This window comes from Nocardia sp. NPDC058666 (assembly GCF_042714895.1).
In the GTDB taxonomy this organism is placed as follows: domain Bacteria; phylum Actinomycetota; class Actinomycetes; order Mycobacteriales; family Mycobacteriaceae; genus Nocardia.
The window spans coordinates 273,042-296,466 of record NZ_JBHXRY010000001.1; the positions used below are offsets into that span (position 1 = coordinate 273,042).

Below are 23,425 nucleotides of genomic sequence, written 5' to 3' on the forward strand. Positions count from 1 at the left end.
CCACGCTCCCGGGCCGTCCAGCGGTAGCGGGCACTCGCGCCGACAGGCTCATATCGGGTGGCGACGCGCTATCTTTCCCAATCGGCACGTCCGTCAGTCCCACAACGGCACCTCCGTGCCACGCCCTTCGGCAATTGCCCTGGCAGCCAACGCATGTGCAACCGCGATATCGGTCAGCACCAGCCCACTGTTGTAGACGAAGATCTTCTCGTCCTCGGTCCGCCGCGCAACAGCGCTACGCGTAAGTACCTGCGGCAGTTCGGCATCCACCGCGCGCAGAGTCCCATCGGGCCCGACCATGTCGGTACCCGTCAACGCCATCTGCGCCGCACTGGTCGCCACCACCCGATCGGCATCCACCAGCGTCGACGGCGCCAATCCGTAACCGACCAGCACCACAGTCGAACCCGGTGCCAGATGCGAAGATTCGAGCGCGACCTCGGTGCCGGGCCCGGCGGTAGCAAGCACCACATCGGCGGTGGCCGCGGCAGCGTACGGATCGTCGACCACTTCGAGCAGCGCGTGCGGAACCGCGTCAGCCAGCTGCGAATGCACCGCGGCCAGCCCCTCGGGATGCGTACCGAACACCATCAACTTGCGCAACCCTGGATTGGCAGCAAGCAAGTGCGGCAACGCATTACGTCCCTGCGTCCCGGTCCCGATCAGCAACACACTCTCCGACCCACGCCGCGCGGTCTCCCGCACCAGCAGCGCCGACACCGCGGGCGTACGCAACGCACCCACCCGCGAGCAATCCATCAGCGCGATCGGTGCCCCGGTGGTGTCGTCGTAGAGCGTGATGGTCGTGTAGTACCGCTTGGTGCTGCGGTCGTGCCCGGGATCGAACTTGTAGGAGGTCTTCATGGCCACCACCCGCCGCCGCCCGTCGCGACCCAACATCGCGTACGACACCGACGACCCGTCGGGATCGGCGACGCTGAGCTTGCGCGGATTGTCGGATTCGCCTGCCGCGAAGGCGAGATAGGCCTCCTCGACGGCGCGTACGACGTCGGCCGGACTGATCGGCACGTCGGCCAGGTCGCTGCGCGAGAGCACCCGCAACGGGGTGCTGCGGTCACGGTTGTTCAACGGATCCTCGTTCATCTGCCCTGCCCCGCTCTGCTGTCCGATCAGCGGTCGCCCGGAACGGCGCGACCACCCGTTGCCCATACCCATTCTCGGCCGCTTCCTGCGCGCGCCGACGTCGTTCGGGCAGCCTGATGTTCACGCGTTTGAGCCAGCGGTCGGTCCCGTCGTAGCGGGCCCGGAACGGTACGCGCCCGTGCACGGCGACGTCGTTGTCCACCAGCAGGATCTCGCCGGGGGCCAGCGCGGGGGCGTGGCAGACCCTGGCGAGTTCGGCGGTGAGTCGGGCGTAGGCGATCCGGAAGGTCGCGTCGGCGTCGTCGAGTGGGGTGTAGGCGGGGTCGTAGCGGGTTGTGGCGCAATCGTTCTCGTCGAACCACAGCGTCGGCAGCGGAGCGTGCTGGGTGAAACCGGTCCCGTAGGACACGTCCGGCAGGATCGGCAACGTCGGCGTGGTCAGTGTGCGCAGATCCTCGTCGGACAGGCGAACCTGCCGCACCGAGGACACCGTGGTGGCGACCCGGTCGGGGTTGCGCAGGCAGATCAGCATCAGCAGATTCGCGCGGTCGGCGTGGAAGGCGTCCTCGGTGTGCGGACTGAGCAGGGTGGCGCTGCTCGCGCCGGACTGCTCGTGTTCGTGGCCCGCCGCGGGCACGATGTTGTTGACCAGTCGGCCGTTCTGCTGCCCCTGCCAGCCGAACGGTTCGCCCGCACACCGCGCGAGCAACAGCATCGCGATGTCGAGTTCGAACGATCCGGGATGCGTGTGTCGCGCCGCGTCCTGCCAATCCGCCGGGGTCGCACCGAAATCGGCGTCGACCCGCAGCCCGCGCACCACGGCCGCGCCGGACGCAGTGGCAGGCGGTGCGACGGCGCGCCGGACGCTGTCGGGCAATTCGCCCACGCGATCGGCGATCTGGGCGAGCAATGCGGGATCGTGCAAGGTGTCGGTGTGTGCCGCGTCACCTAATCGGTGGCGAATGTCCGCGGCGAGCGTGCGAAGCGCCGCAGCGGCGTCGTGGTCGAGCTCGCGGGTTTCGATATCGGGCTGGTGAGACGTAATACGTTCGGAGAGAACGCTTTTCACCGGCTTCCCTTCTGCGCATCGGTCGATCATGGGTGATCATCAGGCTCGATGAGCGAAGGTAGTGCCTCGAATTGAATTAGGCAAGACTTACCTAACGTGTCGGCCAGAAAATAGCCGATCTATATAACGTAGTTTTCTACCCGCCTCGCCGATGTGGCGGTCGAGCGGGGTGTCCGCGTCGCGCTGCGGTTCGGTGACAGTCGGCGGGAAGGTCCCCACGCGCCGCAGTATTTAGGCTAGCCTCGCCTGAGTTCGCTGCGTCGGGAAAGGGATCTCGGTGCGCGGTTCGAGGAGGAACACGATGAGTTTCACGCGCAGGCAGCTGTTTCGGTCCGGAGTCGGCGTTACCGCGCTGCTACTGGCGGCCGCATGCACCAGCGACGATCGAGTCGGCACCGCACAGCGCGGCGGCACCCTGCGCGTCGGAGCGCTGGGCACCGCCTCCCGCAGCGAACGCGATCCGCACGCGAACCTCAGCAACGACAGCGACTTTCTCATCGCCTCGCTGGTCTACGACGCGCTCACCGTCCCCGGCGGCGACCCGAACGTCGCCCCGCGCCTGGCCTCACGCTGGGAAGCCAGCGCCGACAACCGTCGCTGGACCTTCACCATCGCCGACGGCGCCACCTTCCACAACGGCACCCCGGTGACCGCCGACGACGTGGTGTGGTCGATGCGCCGACTGCGTTCGGTGGGCGGCGCGTCGAAGATGCCGGTGGCCGAAAACGACATCGTCGCCGACGGTCCCCAGCGCGTGGTGTTCACCGTGCCCGAACCCAATACTCAACTGCCGCTGCTGCTTCGGTTGATGACATTCACCGTCCCGAAGGACACCACCGACTTCGCCGCCGCGATCGGCACCGGCCCGTTCCGGCTCGAGTCCTACCAGAACGGCAACGCCCGCCTGGTGCGCAACGACCGCTGGCACGGCACGCCACCGCTACTCGACGCCATCGAAGTGACCATGTTCGACAGCGTCACCGCCCTGGGCAACGCGGCGCTGGGCGGCCAGATCGACCTCGCCTCCAACGTGGGCGCCATCGCCGGCCGCACCGCCGCCGGACGTGGTGACCTGCAGGTCATCCGGCGCGCGAACGACACCATGCTCGGCGTGGCCATGCGCGCGGCCGACGGCCCGTTCGCCGACGCCAGGGTGCGCACCGCCCTGCGCCTGGGTGTCGACCGCACCGCCCTGGTCAACCAGGTGCACTCCGGTTACGGCACCGTCGCCGCCGACGTCCTGGGCACCGCCGACCCGCTGTACGACAAGTCGCTGCGCCGCGACCGCGACATCGACCGCGCGAAAACCCTTCTCCGCGAGGCGAATTTCGACACCGCTCGCAGCTACCCGTTCGTCACGAAGGCCGAAGTGCCAGGCGAGGTCGAATCCGCGAAGGTGATCGCCTCGCAGCTGGCCGAGATCGGCGTGCGCCTGGATGTCCAGGTGGTGGAATCGGCCGCGTTCTACGACCAGACCTGGCTCAATGCCCCGCTGTACACGGTGTCGTGGGGCACCAACGACTCGGTGCTGTTCCTGGCCGACAAGCTGATGACCTCGGCCTCCAACCGCAACGAAACCGGCTTCCGCGACACCGAATTCGACACAGTCGACGCCAAAGCCCTGGCCACCTCCGGCGACGAATACGCCCGCGCCGTCCGCGAACTGCAACGCATCGAATTCGAGCGTGGCGGCTACCTGGTGTGGGGCATGGCCGACGGTGTCGACATCGCCGCGTCGACGGTGCGCGACCTGCCCACACTCGGCGGCTTCGCGCGGGTCCAGCTGGAACGTGCCTGGTTGGCGTGATGAAAACCTTTGCCCTGCCGATGTTCCGGCGCCTGGCGCTGCTGGTGACCTTGCTGGCGATCGTGTTCGTCGCGGTGGATCTGCTGCCGGGCAACGCCGCCCGATCGGCGCTGGGCAGGGAGGCGGGGGCGGCCGAGCTCGCGGCGAAGGAACGCGAGCTCGGGCTGGATCGCGCACTGCTGGTGCAGTTCCTGGATTGGATCTCCGGGGTGTTCACCGGGGACTTCGGGCACACGGCGCGCGGGAATTCGATCGGCGCGTTGCTGGCCGACAAGTTCCCGCAAACCCTGCTGCTGGGCGGGATCGCGTTGCTGTTGACCATCGTGTTGTCGCTGGGGCTCGGCTGTTGGTGGGCAATGCGTCCGACGGCGGTGGTTTCACGAATCCTGCAGCCGGTCAGCACCATTGCCGTCGCGGTGCCCGAATTCGTCTGCGGCACGTTGTTGATCCTGGTGTTCTCGCTGGCCACCGGTTGGCTGCCCGCCGTCACTATCACCGGTCGCTCCGGGTTCCCGCTAGGACCGGAAATGTTGGTGCTGCCAGTGCTGGCATTGGCGATTCCGCAGATCGGCTGGAACGCGCGCGTCGTGCGTTCGGCGCTGCTCGATGTCGCCGCCGCACCGCACGTGGAAAGTGCTGTGCTCGACGGTCTCCCGACCCGAACAATTCTGCTGCGGCACATGCTGCCATTCGCCGCGCCGACCATCGTCGCCGGTTACGCCACCTCCGTCGGAATGCTCTTCGGCGGAGCCCTAGTGGTCGAGACCCTGTTCAACTACCCCGGCATCGGCGCCGTACTCGCCGGATCCGTCGCCGACCGCGACGCCACCACGGTCGCCGCGGTGGTCGCCCTGACCGCGATCGTGATCATGGTGCTGCTGGCCGCCGCCGACATCGTGCGCGCGTGGGCCTCCCGGAGCTCGCGATGAAAGTGCCCGAAATGCGAGGTTCCGAGTGGGAGGTCGAGTAATGCGACAGGATCATCCCCCGGCGGATCAAGATCACCAGGCTCTGGTGGATTTTTCTACTCGGCCGATGTTTACCGGAAAGCCTGGTGATCAATCGTCCAGATGGGGGACCGCGCTCTGGCGGTGCTCAGTGGCCGTCGGCGTGGGGGTTGTCGTGCTGCTCGCGGTGGTGGGACCGCTTCTCGCACCCCATCCAGCGGAGCAAGCCGTCGGAATGCCGTTCGCGCAACCCGACGCAACGGCACCGTTGGGGACCGACCGGCTCGGCCGCGACGTCCTCAGCCACCTACTCACCGGCGGCACCCAACTACTGGTCGTTTCCGCGGTGATCGCGATCGCGGTTACGGTCCTGTCGGCCATCCTCGGCGCCGTCGCCGCCGTACGTCCCCGCGCGGGCAAGATCATCGAATTGTGCGGCGACCTGGTGATCCTGCTCCCCGCCGTCCTCGGCATCCTGCTGGTACTCACCGCCTGGCCCGGTGGCGGCGTCATCGCGCTGATCGCCGTTTCCCTGCTGTTCGGAGTTCCTTACTGCGCCAGACTCTTCGCCGCCTCCGCCGCGACCATCGCCACCACCGGCTACGTCGAAGCCGCCATTGCCAGCGGAGAATCCCTGCCCCACCTGGTCTTCCGCGAAATCCTGCCCAATCTGCGCGCAGTCTTCACCACCCAACTGGGCTTGCGTTTCGTAGTAGCCATCTACCTGGTCAGCACCGTCGCCTTCCTCGGCGTCCCCGCCCTCGGTGCCGACAACTGGGCAATCATGGTCCGCGACAACGCCTCCGGACTTCTCCTCAACCCCTGGGCGGTTCTCGCGCCGAGCGCCGCCATCGCGATCGTGGCAGTGGGTGTGAACCTGGTGGTCACCAGTGGGCCGAAGACCCGTCCCGCGACGACCAGCTCTTTCGGCAGCGCAGGTCGGATTTCGGTGGCGGACTCGGGGGAGTCCGCGGTAGTCGATGACTTGACCGTTGTCGCCGACAGCGGGGCCGTACTGCTGGCGCCGTTGTCGTTCCGGTTGAAGGCGGGCACGGTGACCGCGCTGACAGGGGCATCGGGCGCGGGCAAGTCCACGGCGATGCGTGCGCTGCTCGGGCATCTACCCACTGGCGCTCGCGGAGCGGGAACGGTGCTGGTCGCCGAGCATGACGTGTTCGCGCTCGATGCCGGAGCCCTGCGCAAGTTCCGCCGCGAAAAGATCGCCTACGTCGGCCAGGACCCAGGCTCCGAACTCAACCCGCTCCTGCGCGTCCGAGCCGTCCTAGCCGACGCCGCTCCCACCAGTACCGAAGCCGACCGCCTAGCCGTCCTCGAACAGGTAGGCCTCGACCACACCCATCTCCGCCGCCGCTGCGCCCGCCTGTCCGGCGGCCAACAACGCCGAGTAGCCCTGGCCCGAGCCATCCTGCGCCGCCCCGAACTCCTCATCCTCGACGAACCCCTCGCCGGCCTGCACGGCACCCTCCGCACCGACATCGCCCACCTGATCTCCACCCTCGCCACCGACCACGCCACCACCGTCCTGCTCTCCGGCCACGACACCGAAGCGATCAACACCATCGCCGACACGGTGATCGAAATCCGCCCACCCAGCGAACAGTCAGCGAATCATTCAACCGCGGTTGCTGATCCGCAGGACGGCAGCCACGCGCCGAGCAGGTCCCGCAGAAGTGAGGCGTCCGCTGATTGTCAAGGCAAGCAACCTCCTCAGGTTCGCGCCAAAGCCGCCAACGAGATGGCAGGTACCACCGATCCGGGCAGTGGCCGCCTGTCGACGGGTGTCGATTCGTCGATTACCAGGCCGAACCCGGCAGACGATATTGTCCTGCGCGCCAAGGGAATCAACGCGACAGCACACGGTCACATGGTCCTCGAAGAAGTCGATCTCAGCCTGCGAGCCGGTGCCGCCCTAGCCGTGGTCGGCCCATCCGGCGCCGGAAAAACCACCCTCGCCCGAGTGATCGCAGGCCTACATCCCGCCGAAACCGGTTCGCTGGAAGTGTGCGGAACGGAGGTGCGTCGAATCGAGCCCGGGGCCAACAGAATTCAACTGGTCACCCAGAATCCTCGCGCCGCACTGAACCCCCGCCGAACCGTCGAACAAACCCTGGCCCGCCCCCTCCGCAGAATCGCCAGAATCCCCAAACACGAAATCCCCGACCACATCACCGCCCTACTCACCGCCGTCGACCTTCCCGCCGATCTCACCACCCGCCACCCCCACCAACTCTCCGGCGGCCAACGCCAACGAGTAGCCCTGGCCCGAGCCCTAGCCGCCAACCCGGCCGTGCTCATCTGCGACGAAATCACCACAGCCCTGGACTCCGAAACCGCCACCGCCATCATGTCTCTGCTCGACAGAGTCCGCGCCGACCGCAACACCGCCGTCATCCTGATCAGCCACGACATGACCTTGGTCCGCGGCCACTGCACCGACCTGCTCGTGCTCGATCGCGGCCGAGTGGTCGAATCCGGCACGCCGACACAAGTTCTCACCACGCCCGCGCACCAAGCCACCGCGGACCTACTCGGCTGAGCGCGCGCAAGAAGTTATCCACGACTCTGAGAACCTGCTGTGAGACGTGCGCAAAGTGCCGTGGATCTGGATGATTGAGCAGGTGACGGTGCAAAAAATCGGCGTGCTCGCCGCAGTCGCGATCACCGCGCTCCTGTCGGGGTGCAGTTCGCTCGCGTCGATTCCCGGCGATATGCCGCCGGGGCCGGGAGTCGCGCTGCCCACCATCGATGTCGACGCGCCCGGCCGCGCGTCGGAGCAGTTACGTGACTGGGCGCACGAGCAATCCGGCGCGGTCGGCATCGAACCGGTCGCGCTCGAGGCCTACGGGTACGCCGCCGCGGTGCTGGCGAAGTCGAAGCCCGAGTGCGGGATCGCCTGGACCACCCTCGCCGGAATCGCCAGCGTGGAAAGCGGGCACGGCACCCATCGTGGTGCCGGGATCGACGGTGACGGGGTGGTGCGCCCGGCGATCATCGGCGTCGCGCTGGACGGCACCAACAACAATGCCGAGATTCGCGACACCGACGGTGGCCGTCTCGACGGCGACACCACCTACGACCGCGCGGTGGGTCCGCTGCAGTTCATTCCGGAAACCTGGAAACGCTGGGGCGTGGACGCCAACGGCGACGGCGTGATCGACCCGCAGAACATCGACGACGCCGCGCTGACCGCCGCCCGCTACCTGTGCACCCGCGGCGGCGACCTGACCTCGGCAGACGGTTGGCAACGAGCCCTGTTCGCGTACAACCAGGACAACAAATACATGCGCGTGGTCCGCGATCGCGCCGCGATCTACAGCATCGGCCGCCGCGTGTAGTTCGCCCCGGCCCGGAGTGCCGGTTACTGCGCACCCCGCCGAGACGATAGGCTCGGCAGCGCACGGCCCCATCCCGTGATACCTACCGTGCCTTCCGTCGTAAGGAGCAGTTTTCGTGGCCATTATCGAACAGGTCGGAGCTCGCGAGATTCTGGATTCGCGCGGCAATCCCACTGTCGAGGTCGAGATCGCCCTCGATGACGGCACCTTGACCAGGGCAGACGTGCCGTCCGGCGCGTCCACCGGCGAGCACGAGGCCGTCGAGCTGCGTGACGGCGGCGACCGCTACGGCGGCAAGGGTGTGCAAAAGGCCGTCGAAGGTGTGCTCGACGAGATCGCGCCCGCCATCATCGGCCTCGACGCCGTCGAGCAGCGCACCGTCGACCAGGCCCTGCTGGACCTGGACGGCACCCCCGACAAGTCCCGCCTCGGCGCGAACGCCCTGCTGGGTGTGTCGCTGGCCGTGGCCCGCGGTGCCGCCGAGTCCTCGGGTCTCGAGCTGTTCCGCTACCTCGGCGGCCCGAACGCCCACGTGCTTCCGGTGCCGATGATGAACATCCTCAACGGTGGCGCACACGCCGACACCGGCGTGGACGTGCAGGAATTCATGATCGCCCCGATCGGCGCGCCCACCTTCCGCGAGGCGCTGCGCTGGGGCACCGAGGTGTACCACACGCTCAAGGCCGTGCTGAAGGAAAAGGGCCTGTCGACCGGTCTCGGTGACGAGGGTGGCTTCGCCCCCGACGTCGCGGGCACCATCGAAGCCCTGGACCTGATCAGCGTCGCCATCGAGCGCGCCGGCTACAAGCTGGGCACCGATATCGCGCTGGCTCTCGACGTGGCCGCCACCGAATTCCACACCGAGGGTGAAGGTTACAAGTTCGAGGGCAAGATCCGCACCGCCGCCGAAATGGGCGACTTCTACGCGGACCTGCTCACCAAGTACCCGCTGGTCTCCATCGAAGACCCGCTGTCGGAAGACGACTGGGACGGCTGGGTCGCCCTCACCGACGCCATCGGTGACAAGGTGCAGCTGGTCGGCGACGACCTGTTCGTCACCAACCCCGAGCGCCTCGAAGAGGGCATCGCCAAGGGTGCCGCGAACGCGTTGCTGGTGAAGGTCAACCAGATCGGCACGCTCACCGAGACCCTCGACGCTGTCGAGCTGGCGCACCGCAACGGTTACAAGACCATGATGTCGCACCGTTCGGGCGAGACCGAGGACACCACCATCGCCGACCTCGCGGTCGCCGTCGGTTCGGGCCAGATCAAGACCGGCGCCCCCGCGCGTTCGGAGCGGGTCGCCAAGTACAACCAGCTGCTGCGCATCGAGGACGCCCTCGGTGACTCGGCACGCTATGCCGGTGACGTGGCCTTCCCGCGTTTCACCGGCGAATTCTGAAAGCAGTACAGGGGCGGTAGGCAATGACCGAGCGGCGTGCGCGTGGAACCAGTCCGGGTGGACGTGGTGACAGGCGCACGTCGCGCACCCGCCCCAAGCTGGACGCGCCCGGCCGCCCCACCGCGGCCAAACGCCCCACGCGCCGCCATCCCGAATCCGCCAAGCGCAAGCCCACCGGCAAGCTCGACCGCGGCGAACACACCATCCTGGGGCTGTCGACCGGCAAAGCCGTGATCCTGGCGGCCGTATTGTGCGGTCTGGCACTGACTTTGGCCGTGCCGACCCGCACCTACTTCAGCCAACGTGCCGAAGCGGTAGCACTGGCCAAACAGCGCGTCGAACTGGACGCCGACCTGGCCGCGTTGCGCGATCGCCGTGCGCAACAACAGGATCCGGCCTACATCCGCTCCCAAGCGCGCGACCGCCTGCGCCTGGTGATGCCCGGCGAAACCCCCTACATCGTGCAGATTCCCGGCATCGAAGCACCAGCGCCGCCGCCGATGAGCACCCGAACCGCGGCGCCCGACCCCTGGTACACCGACCTGTGGCGCAGCATCTCCGAACCAGCCCCGGAAGGACCCCGGTGACGACACCGAACGCCAGCGACCTCGAGATCATCGCGAAGCAGTTGGGCCGCGAACCTCGCGGCGTGCTCGAAGTCGCCTACCGCACCCCCGACGGCCTGCCCGCCGTGGTCAAAACCGCGCCCCGCCTGCCCGACGGCACCCCGTTCCCGACGCTGTACTACCTCACCGACCCGCGCCTGACCGCCGAGGCGAGCAGGCAGGAATCGGCCGGTGTCATGCGCGACATGACCGAACGCCTGGCCGCCGACCCGGAACTGGCCGCCGCCTACCGTCGCGCCCACGAGAGCTACCTGGCCGAACGCAACGAAATCGAGTCCCTGGACACCGATTTCAGCGGTGGCGGCATGCCCGACCGCGTCAAGTGCCTGCACGTGCTGATCGCGCACTCCCTGGCCAAGGGCCCCGGCCTGAACCCCTTCGGTGACGAAGCCGTCGCCCTGGCCGCCGCCGCGGGCTTCCGCGGCACCGCGATCCCCGCCGACTGGCCCGCCGCACCCGGCGAACAGGCATAATCGCGGGAGTGCCCGGCGCACCAGACCTGGAGGACACCATGAGTGAGCGCATCGCCGCAGTGGACTGCGGAACCAACTCGATCCGACTGCTGATCTCCGAAGTCTCCGCTGATGGTGGGCTCACCGATGTGCATCGGGAGATGCGGATCGTGCGGCTGGGTCAGGGTGTCGACGCCACCGGTCGGCTCGCGCCCGAAGCGATCGAACGCACGCGTCTGGCCTTGGCTGACTACGTCGATGTGATGGTGGCGCAGGGTGTTTCGCGGGTTCGCATGGTCGCGACCTCCGCGACTCGCGATGCCGCCAACCGTGACGACTTCTTCTCGATGACCCGCACCGAACTCGGTCGCGTGGTGCCCGGCGCGGTCGCGGAAGTGATCTCCGGTGACGAGGAAGCACGACTGTCCTTCGCCGGTGCCGTCGGCGAATTGGCCTCCGACGCAGGTCCTTTCGTGGTCGTCGACCTCGGCGGCGGCTCCACCGAACTGGTGGTCGGCGACGAAAACGGCGTCCAGGCAGCTTATTCCGCCGACATCGGCTGCGTCCGCATCACCGAACGCTGCCTGCCCGGCAACCCGCCGACTCCCGACCAGGTCACTGCCGCAAGGGAATTCGCCCAGGAACGCCTCGACGAAGCGTTCGCGAAAGTCCCCGTCGACAAGGTCCACACCTGGGTAGGCGTAGCAGGCACGATGACCACGATCACCGCCGTCGCCCTCGACCTCCCCGAATACGACTCCGCGCGAGTGCATCTCACCCGCCTGAGCCTGGCCGAAGTACACGACGTCTGCGACCGTCTCATCGCCATGAACCACGACGAACGCGCAGCCCTCGGCCCCATGCACCCCGGCCGCGTCGACGTCATCGGCGGCGGCGCGGTCATCACCGAGGTCCTGGCCGACGAACTGGCCCGCCGCGCGGGAGTCTCCGAACTCGTCGTCAGCGAACACGACATCCTCGACGGCATCGCCATGTCCATCGTGAACGCCGCCTGAGGTAGTTCCCGTCGGTCGCCGACACTCACTGGGCCTGCTGATCAGCCGCCCTGATCAGGTGGGTGCGGAGGGCATCGGCGACGATGTCGGGGTTCTCGAGCATCGGGATGTGCCCGACACCCGGGAGGGTGACCTCCTCGACGTGGTCGGGCAGTTCATCGATCAGCCGCTGCATGGACTTGTTCCGGGTGAGGAAGGTGTCGAACTCGGACAGGATCAACGATGTCGGCGCTGTGACACGACGGATGTCGTCGTCGGTGAGCGGTCCATCGCGCAGATACGCCAGTTGCATCGGCAGGTAGATGGGGCAGTGGGCGACTGCGCGGATCGTGTTCGCCGCGTCAACGGGGTCGACCGCCGTCATGTCGCTGACGCAGTTCCTGATGATCGGGCGTTGAAAGACCTCGCGAGTAGTTACTCGATCACCGAACATGCGGGCAGCGGCGGCAAGCGGAAATTGTGCGACGAATACCAGACCGAGATGAAACTCGTTGTAGGAGAAACGCTTCCATCCTCCGCTGGGGTTCAGTGCGGCAAGGGATCGCGCCCGGCCGCGGCGTTCGAGTTCGAACGCGATCTGTCCGCCGAGTGAGCTCCCGGCTATGTGGCAGGTTTCCCAACCGAGCTTGTCGAGTTCACGTTCGACGCCGTCGGCGATCCCGCGGACGCCCACATCGCGCAGTCGCAGCTGCGGCCCGCCCCAGTGCCCTGGCATCGTCATCGCGAGAACGTCGTAGTCGCGCGAGAGATTGTCGACAACCCTGTGCCATGAATGATGGGACAGGGTGTAGCCGTGCAGCAGCAGTACGGGCTCACCCGAACCAGCCCGGTTCATCGATGTCACAAATCCCCCTCGCGCCTTTGATCACCCAGTGGTAGCACAACTTCCACCGCGGGCCTACCCGCCGACGCAAGGTCATCCCGATGAGCGAGGCGCCACACGCGGTGTGAGCTGCGGTTCGATCTCCTCGGCGGCGGGGACCGGATGCTCGGAATTCCCAGCTCAGCTGCCGGTGCGCTCGCGATGCGCGCACCCAGGCCAGCAGCACGGCCGCCGCTGGCCCTCCTCGAGCTCCTCTTGGGTGCGTCGGATCCGCCGTGCGCGTGTCGCGTCCTGTTTGGCGTCCTCGACCCAGCAGATGAACTCGTTGCGGGCCAGTGGGGTGATGTCGCGCCAGGCGGTGAGTGCGGGCGGGTTCGCGAGCAGTGCCGTGCGCAGATCCGTCGGCAACTCGTGCACCACACCACCGGGAACTCCTCGACTGCTCATCAGTCCAAGGTAGCGCGCACACGTTCGACCTGCGGTGACCGACGAAAATAGAACCGGTTCTAGACAAATTGGTGCAGATGTCTCACCATGGAGTCATGAGCACAACGTCGTCTCATTCGGTGCGGTTCGAACTGCGCTCCGGGGAGACTTGGCGCGATCCCTGGTCCATGTATTCCGCACTGCGCGAGCTTGATCCGGTCCATCGGGTGATCCCCGAAGGGCAGGAATCCAACGACTTCTACGTGCTGTCTCGGCACCCCGACGTGTGGGCGGCCGCCCGCGATCCCGAGACGTTCTCCTCGGCCTCGGGTCTGACCGTCGACTACATCGACCTGGCCGCCGCCGGGTTCGGTGGCGTCAAGCCGTTCGTCTTCATGGACCCGCCCGAGCACACCGACTTCCGGCGCCGGGTGTCGCCGGGATTCACACCGCGCCAAGTGAATTCGGTCGAACCGGCGGTGCGCAGGTTCGTCGTCGAACGGATCGAGCGACTGCGCGCGGCCGGTGGCGGCGATATCGTCGAGGAGCTGTTCAAGCCGCTGCCCACGATGGTGGTCGCGCACTACCTCGGCGTGCCCGAACGCGACCACGGCAAGTTCGACGACTGGACCGAGAACATCGTCGGTGGCGCCGTCGCGGGCGCCGGGATCGCCGCGGGTGACCAGAACGCGTTCGCCGCCGTGGGCGAGCTGGTCGGCTACTTCACCGAGCTGATCGCCCGTCGCCGCGTGGAACCGGGCGACGACACCATTTCGCACCTGCTGGCCTCCGGCCTCGGCGCCGAGGGCGACAACGACGGCCTCATCGCCATTCTGGGCTTCGCGTTCACGATGATCACCGGCGGCAACGACACCACCACCGGCAATCTCGGCGGCGCGGTCCAGCTTCTCACCGCGAATCCCGACCAGCGCAGGCTGCTCGCCGACGACCCGTCGCTCATCCCCGATTCCATCGAGGAGTTCCTCCGGATGACCTCCCCGGTGCAGGGTCTGGCCCGCACCACCACCCGCGATGTCGAACTGCACGACACCACGATCCCGGCCGGCCGCCGCGTGCTGTTGCTCTACGGCTCCGCCAACCGCGACGAACGCGAATTCGGTTCCACCGCAGCCGAACTCGACGTCCGCCGCAACCCCAAGCGCATCCTCACCTTCAGTCACGGACACCATCACTGCCTCGGCGCGGCCGCCGCCCGCATGCAGGCCAGGGTGGCGCTCGAGGAACTGCTCGCCCGGTGCCCCGATTTCACCGTCGACCTCGATGCGGTGCGATGGTCGCAGGGTAACTACGTGCGCTGGCCCGTCGCGGTGCCGTTCAGTGCGACATGAGTGGTGACTGGTTGGCGACCGACCGGGCGGACCTGGCCGCCGAACGCATCATCGACGCGGCCGCCGAACTATTCGCCGAACACGGGGTGGCCGCGGTCGGCATGGCCGACATCGCCAAGGCCGCAGGCTGTTCCCGTGCCACGCTCTACCGCTACTTCGACAACCGGCAGGCGGTGCGGCTGGCGTTCGTGCACCGCGAGACCCGCCGCATCGTCGCCCAGCTCGACGAGCGGTTCCGCGACATCGCCGACCCCGGCGAACGGATCATCGCGGCGATGCTCGGCGCGGTCGCGCAGGTTCGGGCCAACCCCCTGCTCATCGCCTGGTTCCGGCCCGCCGATTCCGGCACGGCGGGCCGCATCAGCCAGGACTCCGACGTCATCGAAGCCTTGGCTGCGACCATCTTCGGCCCCACTGGCCTGACCGACCCGCAGCGAAGCCGCCTGGCCCGCTGGCTCACCCGCGTGATCGTCTCGCTGCTGTCGGCGCCCGGTCGCGATGCCGCCGACGAACGCGCCATGCTGGAGGAGTTCGTCGCACCGGTCATCACCCGGAACTTCGTCGCACCAAAATAGAACGTGTTCTATATTTGGGAGAAAGTTCCGGCGATCCCTCGGGAGTCCAGAGATGTACCAGTGGTCAGACGAAGACCTGATGTTCCGCGAGGCCGTGCGCGGCTTCATCGCCAAGGAGGTCACCCCGCACGTCGACCAGCTGGAAAGCGGCGCGCTGCCGCCGTTCGGCATCATCCGCAAGCTGTTCGCCACCTTCGGCCTGGACGAGATGGCGCGCGACGGGCTCGAGAAGGCGCTGGCCCGCGAAGAGGCAGGCACCACCGGCTCCGGTAGCTCCGGCGGCGGGCTCAGTGGTGCGGGCAGCATGGGCGTGGTGCTCAACAGCGAACTGGCCGGCGTCAGCCTCGGTCTGGTGGCCTCGATGGGGGTGAGCCTGGGTCTCACCGTCGGCACCATCCGCAGCCGCGGCACCCTCGCGCAGAAGAAGCGCTGGCTGCCCGAACTGGTCACCATGGACAAGGTCGGCGCCTGGGCCATCACCGAACCCGATTCGGGTTCGGACGCGTTCGGCGGCATGAAGTCCTACGTCCGCCGCGACGGCGAGGACTACATCCTCAACGGCCGCAAGACCTTCATCACCAACGGCCCGTACGCCGACGTCACGATCGTCTACGCCAAGCTGGACGAACAGGACGGCGCCGACCGCCGCGACCGCAAGGTCCTGACCTTCGTGCTGGACAAAGGGATGCCCGGTTTCACGCAGAGCCCCCCGTTCAAGAAGATGGGCATGAACTCCTCGCCCACGGGCGAACTGTTCTTCGACAACGTCCGCATCACCCCCGACCGGCTGCTCGGCGAAACCGAGACCCCGGCCAAGGGCGACGGAAAGGACAGTGCCAAAGAGTCTTTCGTGGTCGAACGCGTCGGCATCGCGTCGCTGGCGCTGGGCATCATCAACGAATGTCACCGCCTGTGCGTGGATTACGCCAAGTCCCGCACCCTGTGGGGCAAGGAGATCGCGCAGTTCCAGCTCATCCAGCTCAAGCTCGCCGAGATGGAGATCGCGCGAATCAACGTGCAGAACATGGTGTTCAACGCCATCGAGCGCACCGCGGCAGGCGACAAGGTGACCCTCGCCGAGGCGTCCGCGATGAAGCTGTACTCCTCACGCGCCGCCACCGAGGTCGCGATGGAGGCCGTGCAGCTGTTCGGCGGCAACGGGTACATGGCCGAGTACAAGGTCGAACAGTTGGCCCGCGACGCCAAGTCCCTGATGATCTACGCGGGCAGCAACGAAATCCAGGTCACCCACATCGCCAAGGCTCTGACCAGCGGGTAGTTGCATCCTCCGGGAGCCGCCCAGGCTCCCGGAGGGTTTCGTCTACGGCACCCGCCGAGGTTCCGGCATCGCACACGCCATCCCATCGGCCATCCCGGTTGGCTGCACGCCGAGCCCCTGATTCAGCCGAGCCCGCTGATTCTCCCAAGCGATAGTCGCCGCCAACTCCGCCACCTGCGCCTTCGACAGATGCGTCAGCAACTCCTCCCGCAACTCATCGAGCTCAACAGCCGGCGTCACCGTCATCGCCTCAGCGAACCCGATCACCAACTTCTCCAACTCGCTATAGGCATCGCTGGTCTTGTACCGAGGCAGATCGGTCAACTGCCGCTCACTCAACCCCGACGTATGCGCCAGCGCCGACCCGATATCCAAACAGAACTGACAAGCCACCAACCCGGCCGTCTTGAGTTCAGCCAACTCCTTCAACCGAGGATCCACCTTGTTGCTGAACAACAAAGCCGTCTCGTAGACCACCTGCGCCCCCGCAATCTGCGGCCGCCGCCCCAACCACCCCACCAGATCGCCCTTGTTCCGCCGAGCCTGCCCAATCACCTTGACATAAGCCCGAATTCGCTTGACCACCCGCATCGAGAACACCCCTTCGTGTCAACGGTTCGCTTCCCCCTGAACCTACGCCGGGACCCCACAGAACCCCAGCGTGATCTGCGTCGCCGCTCGCCGCATTGCGGACAGGATCTGTCCGCAATCGGTGCGACACTGAGAAAATGCGGAAAGATCCCCTCGGGCCACCCGTTTCCACACACCCACCGACGTGGAAATTCGACTACCCGATCTTCCACGCCGAAACGCGGACCCAGTGGCGAACCTGGCTCACGGCCAACCACGCGTCGGTCCGAGGCGTGTGGTTGTGCTCGTGGCGCAACACCACCGGCCGACCACGCTGCCCGTACCCCGAGGCCGTCGAGGAAGCCATCTGCTTCGGCTGGATCGACTCGACCACCACCATCCTCGACGAAGAACGCGGCTTGCAACTGTTCACACCGCGTCGACCCAAAAGCTCCTGGACCCGCCTCAACCGCGAACGCGCCGCCGACATGGAAAAGCACGGCCACATGACCGACGCAGGCCGCCACGCCATCGCCGCCGCCGAAGCCAATGGCTGGTGGACGATTCTCGACCAGGTCGAAGACCTCACAGAACCACCAGACCTGACCGCAGCACTGGACGCAGCCCCACCAGCCCGAACCAACTGGGACACCTTCCCTCCCAGCGCCCGCAAACAAATGCTGTGGTGGATCGTCAGCGCCGCCCGAGACACCACCCGATCAGCCCGAATCGCAGACATCGTCACCAAAGCCGCCACCGGCCAACGCGCCCGCGGCTGACGATCTCACCGGCGACGAGATCACCTAGTGCTGAACTGATTCAGCACATCACGGCGCGGCCGGCCCGACCGATCACGGTCGCCCTACCCCGGCGTAATCGTACAAAACGACGCTCGAAAATCAGTTTTCTGACTATTCGGAGCCGAATTGGTCGATTATGCCGGGCTGGGTGGCCCGCAATGCACGCCGCGTGGCCCAGACTCACAGCAACCGCGGCCGGGGCACCTTGTCATCTCGTACACAGGGTCTCACTGCCCGCGGTGGGAACAGTTGGGCGCACTACGAAACGTCCGGTGTCTGAAGTGGCAATCGGGCAGGTCGTTTGGGGCCGCAGCGCCCTGCTCTACGCGGCACGCGACGGCGATGTTGAAGCCATCAACCGCCTGCTGGTGACCGAGGACGTCAACTCTGCCGATTCCCAGGGCTGGACACCGTTGCACTTCGCCGCACAGGACGCGCACCCCGCCGCAATCGAGCGGCTACTCGATGCGGGCGCCGATGTCGATGCCTTGACCGAGAAGGGTTGGCCTGCCATCTACTTGGCCGCACTTGCTTCTGGCAATGACCCGGTGGCCTCGATTCGTGTCCTGCGGGCCCACGGTGCAGACCCTCGGCGCGAGACGATGCACAGCTATTTCGGGTTGAAAAGTCCGCTGTACCTCATCAATTCACTACGACAGCAAAGGAACTCACCCTCATGACCGACAACCGAGACCACCTCGACACACCCCCGCCCCTGGACCTCGCCGTGGGAGTCACCTGCGGTACGTGCCAGCAGAGCGCGACCTTCCACGTCAACGAGGACCGGTTCATCGCGTGGGGTGAGCGTCGTCTGGCGATCCAGGATGCCTTCGCGTACCTGAGCGCGCCCGACCGCGCGTTCATCAAATCCCGTATCTGCCTGTCCTGCTGGACCGACCTGCCCGGAGCCCGCCCCGGTCGCTGACAACCCCGGGAGCCCCGGACACGACACCGCGCCCGGGGCACCACAACCGGGTGCGCGCCTACCGCCCTGCTCCCTTGTTCACCCGACAACCAACCGTCAGTTGGGACAGGACACGCGCACAAATCCCGCAATGCTCGTGCCGCAGGCGAGCACGTTGTTGCTGGAAACGAATATGCCGTGGACGAGATTGCTGATGGCGTGGCCGCCGACATTGGCTACCTCGCCGAGGAGGGGTTCGAGAGCTTCCGCGGTAAACGTGCAACTCTTGCCGTTGCTACTGACCACTCCCACCGCGGTGACTGCGTCCACATCCGCAGTGCATTGAGAGCCGGGCGTGGCAGCGCTGGCGGGCGCGGCAAGGCCGATCAACGAACCCACGGCGACAGTGGCTGCAGCGACAACGCTGGCGGTTTTCATTTTCATGAGAATGAGCCTTCCCTCGAAAATAGATGCCGATCACCATTGAGGAACGCAAAAAGAAATGTGCGTGCTCGCCGGGCGAGCTACTGAGACTTGGGGAGCCTCTCGCTTATCTTGCCGCGTTCCAATTTTCAGACTATCGGCAAATGTGTGATGTGCATGACAAGTCATTGGATTGTTATGGATCATCGACGTGGGGTGTGAGTTTCGCGAGCGACCAGTCCCTTTCGCTCAGTTCGTCATCTACGCCCCGGCCCGCGCGACGAACGCGGCATGTACACCGTCGCGCACGTGACCGACCGGATTGCCATCGCGCGCGTTCACCTCGTGCACCCCGACGACATCGCCGCCTACGCCACCGACGCGATGAACCGGCTACGGGACCGCCACGCCGGGTGGGCGGTGATCGTGTGGCTCAACCACACTACCGGCCCCCTCCACGAGCACCTACCCCAATGAACCCGCCAGCGACACAACCGAACCCAATCCCACACCGCGAATAGGAGACGGGACTGCCCCGAGTTCGGTTGACTCGCGGGGTGTGGTGTTTCAGGCCGCGAGTGCGGGCTGATTGATTGTCTCAAATTCGATCGGTGTCAGGCGGCCGAGTCGGCGTTGCCGTCGACGGCGATGGTAGGTCCGTTCGATCCAGACGACGACGGCCAGCCGCAGTTCCTCGCGGGTCGCCCAGCGGCGGCGGTCGAGGACATTGCGTTGCAGCAGCACGAAGAACGACTCCATCGCAGCGTTGTCACCACATCCCCAACTCGCCCCATCGAGCCATGTAATCCGCTGGCCGACAACGCATGAACGAATCGCCGAGAACGAAATTGCTCAGGTTCAATCGGTGGACGATCGTGCCTACCGGCGAGCGGATCGCGACCGCGTTGCGCAGCGCTGCGACCGCCAGGGCGGCGGTCATTCGTTCGTCGATCGAGTAGCCGACGATGCGGTTGGAAAAGCAGTCCTTGATCGCGCAAAGATAAAGCTTCCCTGCACCGGTTCGATGTTCGGTGATATCGGTGAGCCACAACCGATTTGGTGCTTCCGCGGTGAACTCGCGAACGACGAGATCGTTATGAACAGGTGGCCCCGCCCGTCTGCTGAGGCCGCGTTTGCGGGCGAACACCGACCAGATCCGTTGCTGCGAGCACAGGCGTTGCACCCGATTCTCACCCACGTGGATGCCGCGATCACCGAGTTCGTCGGCGATGAAGCGGTAGCCGAACGCGGGGTCGTCGGCGTGGATGTCGAGAGCTGCATCGATCAGGTGGGCGTCGTCCCAATCACGCTGTGAGACAGGCATTTTCTTCCACTTGTAGAACGCCTGTGGAGTGAATCCGAGCACCCGGCAGATCACCGCGACAGGGAACCCGTCAGCGGCCAGTTCGAGGACCAGCGGGAACCTCATTTTGGGGGCAGCTCGCGGGCGAAGAACGCCGCCGCGCGTCGCAGGATCTCGTTCTCCTGTTCCAGCTGCTTGGTACGTTTACGCAGCTCACGCAGCTCCGCAGACTCTTCCCGAGTCAATCCGGGCTTGTTCCCGTCCTCGATGTCGGCCTGTTTGAGCCAGTTGTGCAGGCACGCTTCGGAGATCCCGAAATCCTTGGCGACCTGCTTGATCGAGGAGCTGCCCTTGCGGGCAACCGCGACGACATCGCGGCGGAACTCCTCCGGATACGGCTTCGGCATGGTGGACATCCTTCCAGCGAGGACGCAGTCCTCACAGATCAGGAATCAACCAAACCGGGGGCAGTCCCGACATTCATTCGCGAGATGAAAAGCACCAAAGGTCGCGACCAGGACGGCGTGATCAAACCCGGGCCAAACTCAGCGGCAACGACTACGTCTTGGTGACGCCGCGCGACAGCGGCGACCCTGACGGCCGGATCCTGCTGGTGCGGAACACCTTCCGCTGCCTCCACGGCTGCACCATCTGCGTCGAGTGCGCCGAGAGCTGGGAACTCGACCACGACGTGCACTACCAGCGGACCGGCGGCGGGCGACGGCTACGCGAGGCCCTCGATACCCAACATCTTTCCGCGTGGGGCGACGAACCCGCCGAGACCGGCTCCACCCAGGGCCGCGGGCATGGCCGCGTCGAGCACCGCGACCTGCAAATCCTGTCCGCGCCACGAGGAATCGGTTTCCCCTACGTTCGTCAGCTGATCCGCATCACCCGCGACCGCCTCGTCACTACCACCGGAAAACGATCAGTCGAAGTCGTCTACGCCGTCTGCAGTCTGCCGTTCGAAGAAGCGAAACCCACCCAAATAGCCGGGTGGTTGCGAGGCCACTGGGGGATCGAGAACTCGGTCCACTGGTGCCGCGACGTCACCTACGACGAGGACCGCAACACCGCCCATACCGGGGCCATCCACCACGTCCTGGCAACGCTCCGCAATACGGCGATGAACCTACTTCGTCTCGATGGCGCTACCAACATCGCTGAAGCCTGCCGCGAGACCGCGTTCGCTCCGAACAGGCGAATCGACCTCCTCAATCCGCATACGCTGAGGTCACGGGCCCGCTAGTCAACAACGCCGCGGCCCTGCGGCTCCACCGAGCCCGACTCGGACCGACAGTGACCCGCGGCGAGGCCGCCGGCACAACGAACCGGGCTCACCCAAACAAATAGAGCCGAGTCGAAATTCCTGACCAAGGTGTATTTCGACTGCGCAACCTCGGGGCGACCTCGCGGGACCGGGCGCTGAACTTCGCGGCCACCAACGCCTTCCAGGCCGCGAGCACCTTCGCGACCGCCCTGGCAGCCGGGATGGCCCTGGACACGATCGGGGTGGAGAAATCCCCGTTCGGGAGGATCGACAGCGACTGCTGGGACGTGAAACTGCGCTTCTTCGACCCCGAGAACTCACGGCGTGCGAAGAAGGTGTTCTGGTTCACCATCGACGTGTCCGACCCGCTGCCGGTCACCCTCGGTGATGTCCGCACCTGGTCCGAATCCTGACCGGAGGCTCGGATCCCGATCAGAGAGGAGATTCCGCCATGTGGCTGCCCATCCAGGCGCCCCCGGTACACCGACCCGACCTCATACAACCGCACACGGTCATCGACGTCACCCACGGCACCGCCGACCAGTTGATCAAGGTTCGCCTCGACCTGATGCACGGAGCGAACTTCAACGACCCCCCGTATTTCGCGTTCCCGAGCTACCGGCGGATGCAGCAATCCGCCGTGGTGGGTGGGCGCAGTGCCTGACTTGGCCGCTGTCCCCGGCGTCGCACAGTTGTGGGTCTCGACGCTCGGCGACCCGCGGGTGCGGGTCGCCGTCGTCGACGGACCCGTCGCCAAGTCTCATCCCTGCTTCGACGGTGCCGACATCCACGAAGTAGGTACCGGCTGGCTCCCCGATACTCCTGCTGACGATGCCATCGTGGATCATGGAACCTGGGTCGCCAGTGTCCTGTTCGGTCAGCACGGCAGCACCGTCACCGGGTTGGCGCCGCGCTGCACCGGCCTGAGCATCCCCACACTGCGCGACGAATCGAGTATCGCCGACCCGATCAACGCCGCCCGCACCCTCAACGCGGCGGTGCGGGCCGGTGCGCACATCGTCACCTTCTCCCATTGCCTGCCGACCAGCTCCGGCGACGTCGATCACCTATGGGCCGACGCCGCACAGCGGGCCGAGGACGCCGGGGCGCTGCTGATCACCGCCGCTGGCAACGACAACGCCGCGTGCCGCTGCTACCCCGCCGCCCTACCTCAGATGTTGGCGGTCGGCGCCCACGACGACGACGGAATCATGTTCAAGTTCAGCAACTTCGGCCCCGAATACTTGCCGAACGCGATCGTCGCCCCCGGCGGCAACATCTCCGGCGCCACCCCCGACGGCGGGCTGGCGGTGCACAAGGGCACCTGCTGCTCGACGCCCGTCGTCGCCGGGGTCGCCGCCCTGCTGATCAGCCTGCAACTGCAACAAGGACAACCCGCGAACCCACTCGCCGTGCGACAAGCCCTACTCGACAGCGCCACACCATGTTCGGACGCGGACACCCACGGTGAACCAGCACGGTGCCTCGCCGGGAAACTGAACATCCCCGCCGCGACCCGACTCATCCACACCGGTCGCAACGGTGTCGTGACCTCCGCCCAACCACGCGGGGCACCCGGCAAGATTTACGCGCTGGGCACCCTCGGCTACGACTTCGGCACCGAGGCCCGGCGCGACACCTACAAACAACTCATGGCCCCTGTGCCGGTCGTCGACACCATGGTCCCCGCGAACCCGTATGACCCGCGCCAGATGATCGAACACCTCACCACCCACCGCAGCGAAGCCGCACCGCTGAAATTCTTGGTGTTTTTTTGGGAATCGTCCGCATTTTGCAAGTTCCCAGACCCAGTAACCGGGCCTGACCTGGCATTTGAGTGCCCCCACAGGGACTCGAACCCTGACTGTGCGGATTTTAAGTCCGCTGCCTCTGCCAATTGGGCTATAGGGGCGTCCCGGACAGC

General features: G+C 66.3%; 23 protein-coding genes, 1 tRNA gene and 3 pseudogenes. 19 read left to right on the forward strand and 8 right to left on the reverse strand.

Annotated elements, in window-relative coordinates:
• Nucleotides 1-93 precede the first annotated feature (93 nt).
• Together ACFWVD_RS01065 and ACFWVD_RS01070 are read right to left on the reverse strand one after the other, a co-directional pair.
• Nucleotides 94-1,104 carry an ornithine cyclodeaminase family protein gene (locus ACFWVD_RS01065; RefSeq protein ID WP_379239870.1) on the reverse strand — a complete coding sequence of 337 codons (1,011 nt, stop codon included), beginning with the start codon at nucleotides 1,102-1,104 and terminating at the stop codon, nucleotides 94-96.
• Entirely contained in the window at nucleotides 1,076-2,173 is a 1,098-nt protein-coding gene (locus tag ACFWVD_RS01070; RefSeq protein ID WP_379239871.1) for a TauD/TfdA family dioxygenase, read from the reverse strand. The genes ACFWVD_RS01065 and ACFWVD_RS01070 overlap by 29 nt, the downstream gene beginning before the upstream one ends.
• Nucleotides 2,174-2,474: 301 nt before the next feature.
• Here ACFWVD_RS01070 and ACFWVD_RS01075 point away from each other — a divergent pair, with 301 nt between their 5' ends.
• The 8 genes from ACFWVD_RS01075 (at nucleotide 2,475) to ACFWVD_RS01110 (ending at nucleotide 11,779) form a co-directional block, all read left to right on the forward strand.
• Nucleotides 2,475-3,980 (forward strand): ABC transporter substrate-binding protein, encoded by a 1,506-nt coding sequence (locus tag ACFWVD_RS01075; RefSeq protein WP_379239872.1) that lies wholly within the window; start codon nucleotides 2,475-2,477, stop codon nucleotides 3,978-3,980.
• A complete protein-coding gene (locus ACFWVD_RS01080; RefSeq protein WP_379239873.1) occupies nucleotides 3,980-4,909 on the forward strand; it encodes an ABC transporter permease in 930 nt (309 codons plus the stop codon). The genes ACFWVD_RS01075 and ACFWVD_RS01080 overlap by 1 nt, the downstream gene beginning before the upstream one ends.
• Nucleotides 4,910-5,078: 169 nt before the next feature.
• Nucleotides 5,079-7,484: an ATP-binding cassette domain-containing protein gene (locus ACFWVD_RS01085; protein ID WP_379239874.1), complete on the forward strand. Its 2,406-nt coding sequence runs from the start codon at nucleotides 5,079-5,081 to the stop codon at nucleotides 7,482-7,484.
• Between the two features lie 70 nt (nucleotides 7,485-7,554).
• Nucleotides 7,555-8,283: a lytic transglycosylase domain-containing protein gene (locus ACFWVD_RS01090; protein WP_379239875.1), complete on the forward strand. Its 729-nt coding sequence runs from the start codon at nucleotides 7,555-7,557 to the stop codon at nucleotides 8,281-8,283.
• Nucleotides 8,284-8,398: 115 nt separating this feature from the next.
• Nucleotides 8,399-9,685, forward strand: coding sequence for a phosphopyruvate hydratase (gene eno, locus ACFWVD_RS01095; protein WP_379239876.1), 1,287 nt, complete (start codon nucleotides 8,399-8,401; stop codon nucleotides 9,683-9,685).
• Between the two features lie 23 nt (nucleotides 9,686-9,708).
• Nucleotides 9,709-10,272 (forward strand): septum formation initiator family protein, encoded by a 564-nt coding sequence (locus ACFWVD_RS01100; protein ID WP_379239877.1) that lies wholly within the window; start codon nucleotides 9,709-9,711, stop codon nucleotides 10,270-10,272.
• Complete coding sequence (locus ACFWVD_RS01105) at nucleotides 10,269-10,784, forward strand: DUF501 domain-containing protein (protein ID WP_379239878.1); 516 nt, start codon at nucleotides 10,269-10,271, stop codon at nucleotides 10,782-10,784. Before ACFWVD_RS01100 ends, ACFWVD_RS01105 begins: the two co-directional genes overlap by 4 nt.
• A 38-nt stretch (nucleotides 10,785-10,822) precedes the next feature.
• Nucleotides 10,823-11,779 carry an exopolyphosphatase gene (locus ACFWVD_RS01110; RefSeq protein ID WP_379239879.1) on the forward strand — a complete coding sequence of 319 codons (957 nt, stop codon included), beginning with the start codon at nucleotides 10,823-10,825 and terminating at the stop codon, nucleotides 11,777-11,779.
• A gap of 25 nt (nucleotides 11,780-11,804) precedes the next feature.
• Here ACFWVD_RS01110 and ACFWVD_RS01115 read toward each other — a convergent pair whose 3' ends face one another.
• Both ACFWVD_RS01115 and ACFWVD_RS01120 read right to left on the reverse strand, forming a co-directional pair.
• Nucleotides 11,805-12,614, reverse strand: a complete 810-nt coding sequence (locus ACFWVD_RS01115) for an alpha/beta fold hydrolase (protein WP_379239880.1) — start codon at nucleotides 12,612-12,614, stop codon at nucleotides 11,805-11,807.
• Between the two features lie 168 nt (nucleotides 12,615-12,782).
• Complete coding sequence (locus ACFWVD_RS01120; RefSeq protein ID WP_379239881.1) at nucleotides 12,783-13,049, reverse strand: YdeI/OmpD-associated family protein; 267 nt, start codon at nucleotides 13,047-13,049, stop codon at nucleotides 12,783-12,785.
• Nucleotides 13,050-13,144: 95 nt separating this feature from the next.
• Between ACFWVD_RS01120 and ACFWVD_RS01125 the strand changes: the two genes are divergently transcribed.
• Genes ACFWVD_RS01125 through ACFWVD_RS01135 form a run of 3 tightly spaced genes read left to right on the forward strand, consistent with a single transcriptional unit; the run spans nucleotide 13,145 to nucleotide 16,231 of the window.
• Nucleotides 13,145-14,377 (forward strand): cytochrome P450, encoded by a 1,233-nt coding sequence (locus ACFWVD_RS01125; protein WP_379239882.1) that lies wholly within the window; start codon nucleotides 13,145-13,147, stop codon nucleotides 14,375-14,377.
• On the forward strand, nucleotides 14,374-14,952 hold the full coding sequence (locus ACFWVD_RS01130) for a TetR/AcrR family transcriptional regulator (RefSeq protein WP_379239883.1): 579 nt from the start codon (nucleotides 14,374-14,376) through the stop codon (nucleotides 14,950-14,952). The genes ACFWVD_RS01125 and ACFWVD_RS01130 overlap by 4 nt, the downstream gene beginning before the upstream one ends.
• A 52-nt stretch (nucleotides 14,953-15,004) precedes the next feature.
• Nucleotides 15,005-16,231, forward strand: a complete 1,227-nt coding sequence (locus ACFWVD_RS01135; RefSeq protein ID WP_379239884.1) for an acyl-CoA dehydrogenase family protein — start codon at nucleotides 15,005-15,007, stop codon at nucleotides 16,229-16,231.
• Between the two features lie 42 nt (nucleotides 16,232-16,273).
• Here ACFWVD_RS01135 and ACFWVD_RS01140 read toward each other — a convergent pair whose 3' ends face one another.
• Nucleotides 16,274-16,822 carry a carboxymuconolactone decarboxylase family protein gene (locus ACFWVD_RS01140; protein ID WP_379239885.1) on the reverse strand — a complete coding sequence of 183 codons (549 nt, stop codon included), beginning with the start codon at nucleotides 16,820-16,822 and terminating at the stop codon, nucleotides 16,274-16,276.
• Between the two features lie 137 nt (nucleotides 16,823-16,959).
• Here ACFWVD_RS01140 and ACFWVD_RS01145 point away from each other — a divergent pair, with 137 nt between their 5' ends.
• The 3 genes from ACFWVD_RS01145 to ACFWVD_RS01155 all read left to right on the forward strand — a co-directional run bounded on the left by ACFWVD_RS01145 (nucleotide 16,960) and on the right by ACFWVD_RS01155 (nucleotide 18,526).
• A complete protein-coding gene (locus ACFWVD_RS01145) occupies nucleotides 16,960-17,580 on the forward strand; it encodes a YdeI family protein (RefSeq protein ID WP_379239886.1) in 621 nt (206 codons plus the stop codon).
• Between the two features lie 293 nt (nucleotides 17,581-17,873).
• The gene (locus tag ACFWVD_RS01150) at nucleotides 17,874-18,281 is read left to right on the forward strand and encodes an ankyrin repeat domain-containing protein (protein ID WP_379239887.1); all 408 of its coding nucleotides are present in this window, start codon (nucleotides 17,874-17,876) and stop codon (nucleotides 18,279-18,281) included.
• Nucleotides 18,278-18,526 carry a hypothetical protein gene (locus ACFWVD_RS01155; protein ID WP_379239888.1) on the forward strand — a complete coding sequence of 83 codons (249 nt, stop codon included), beginning with the start codon at nucleotides 18,278-18,280 and terminating at the stop codon, nucleotides 18,524-18,526. Before ACFWVD_RS01150 ends, ACFWVD_RS01155 begins: the two co-directional genes overlap by 4 nt.
• A 96-nt stretch (nucleotides 18,527-18,622) precedes the next feature.
• Here ACFWVD_RS01155 and ACFWVD_RS01160 read toward each other — a convergent pair whose 3' ends face one another.
• Entirely contained in the window at nucleotides 18,623-18,943 is a 321-nt protein-coding gene (locus ACFWVD_RS01160) for a hypothetical protein (protein WP_379239889.1), read from the reverse strand.
• A 294-nt stretch (nucleotides 18,944-19,237) separates the two neighbouring features.
• On the opposite strand from ACFWVD_RS01160, the gene ACFWVD_RS01165 reads away from it, so the two are divergent.
• A complete protein-coding gene (locus tag ACFWVD_RS01165; RefSeq protein WP_379239890.1) occupies nucleotides 19,238-19,405 on the forward strand; it encodes a hypothetical protein in 168 nt (55 codons plus the stop codon).
• 90 nt (nucleotides 19,406-19,495) lie between these two features.
• On the opposite strand, the pseudogene ACFWVD_RS01170 reads toward ACFWVD_RS01165, so the two are convergent.
• Nucleotides 19,496-20,638, reverse strand: a pseudogene (locus tag ACFWVD_RS01170) (IS3 family transposase).
• 353 nt (nucleotides 20,639-20,991) lie between these two features.
• Between ACFWVD_RS01170 and ACFWVD_RS01175 the strand changes: the two are divergent.
• From ACFWVD_RS01175 to ACFWVD_RS01190, 4 genes and pseudogenes are all read left to right on the forward strand, one after another.
• Nucleotides 20,992-21,463, forward strand: a pseudogene (locus tag ACFWVD_RS01175) (ISAs1 family transposase); the annotation flags it as partial.
• A gap of 157 nt (nucleotides 21,464-21,620) precedes the next feature.
• Nucleotides 21,621-21,914 carry a hypothetical protein gene (locus ACFWVD_RS01180; protein ID WP_379240931.1) on the forward strand — a complete coding sequence of 98 codons (294 nt, stop codon included), beginning with the start codon at nucleotides 21,621-21,623 and terminating at the stop codon, nucleotides 21,912-21,914.
• A gap of 38 nt (nucleotides 21,915-21,952) precedes the next feature.
• A complete protein-coding gene (locus ACFWVD_RS01185) occupies nucleotides 21,953-22,165 on the forward strand; it encodes a cyanobactin biosynthesis system PatB/AcyB/McaB family protein (RefSeq protein ID WP_379239891.1) in 213 nt (70 codons plus the stop codon).
• A gap of 58 nt (nucleotides 22,166-22,223) precedes the next feature.
• Nucleotides 22,224-22,886 (forward strand): annotated as a pseudogene (locus ACFWVD_RS01190) (S8 family serine peptidase); the annotation flags it as partial.
• 453 nt (nucleotides 22,887-23,339) lie between these two features.
• Here the strand turns inward: ACFWVD_RS01190 and ACFWVD_RS01195 are convergent.
• Nucleotides 23,340-23,413, reverse strand: a tRNA-Leu gene (locus ACFWVD_RS01195).
• Nucleotides 23,414-23,425 lie beyond the last annotated feature (12 nt).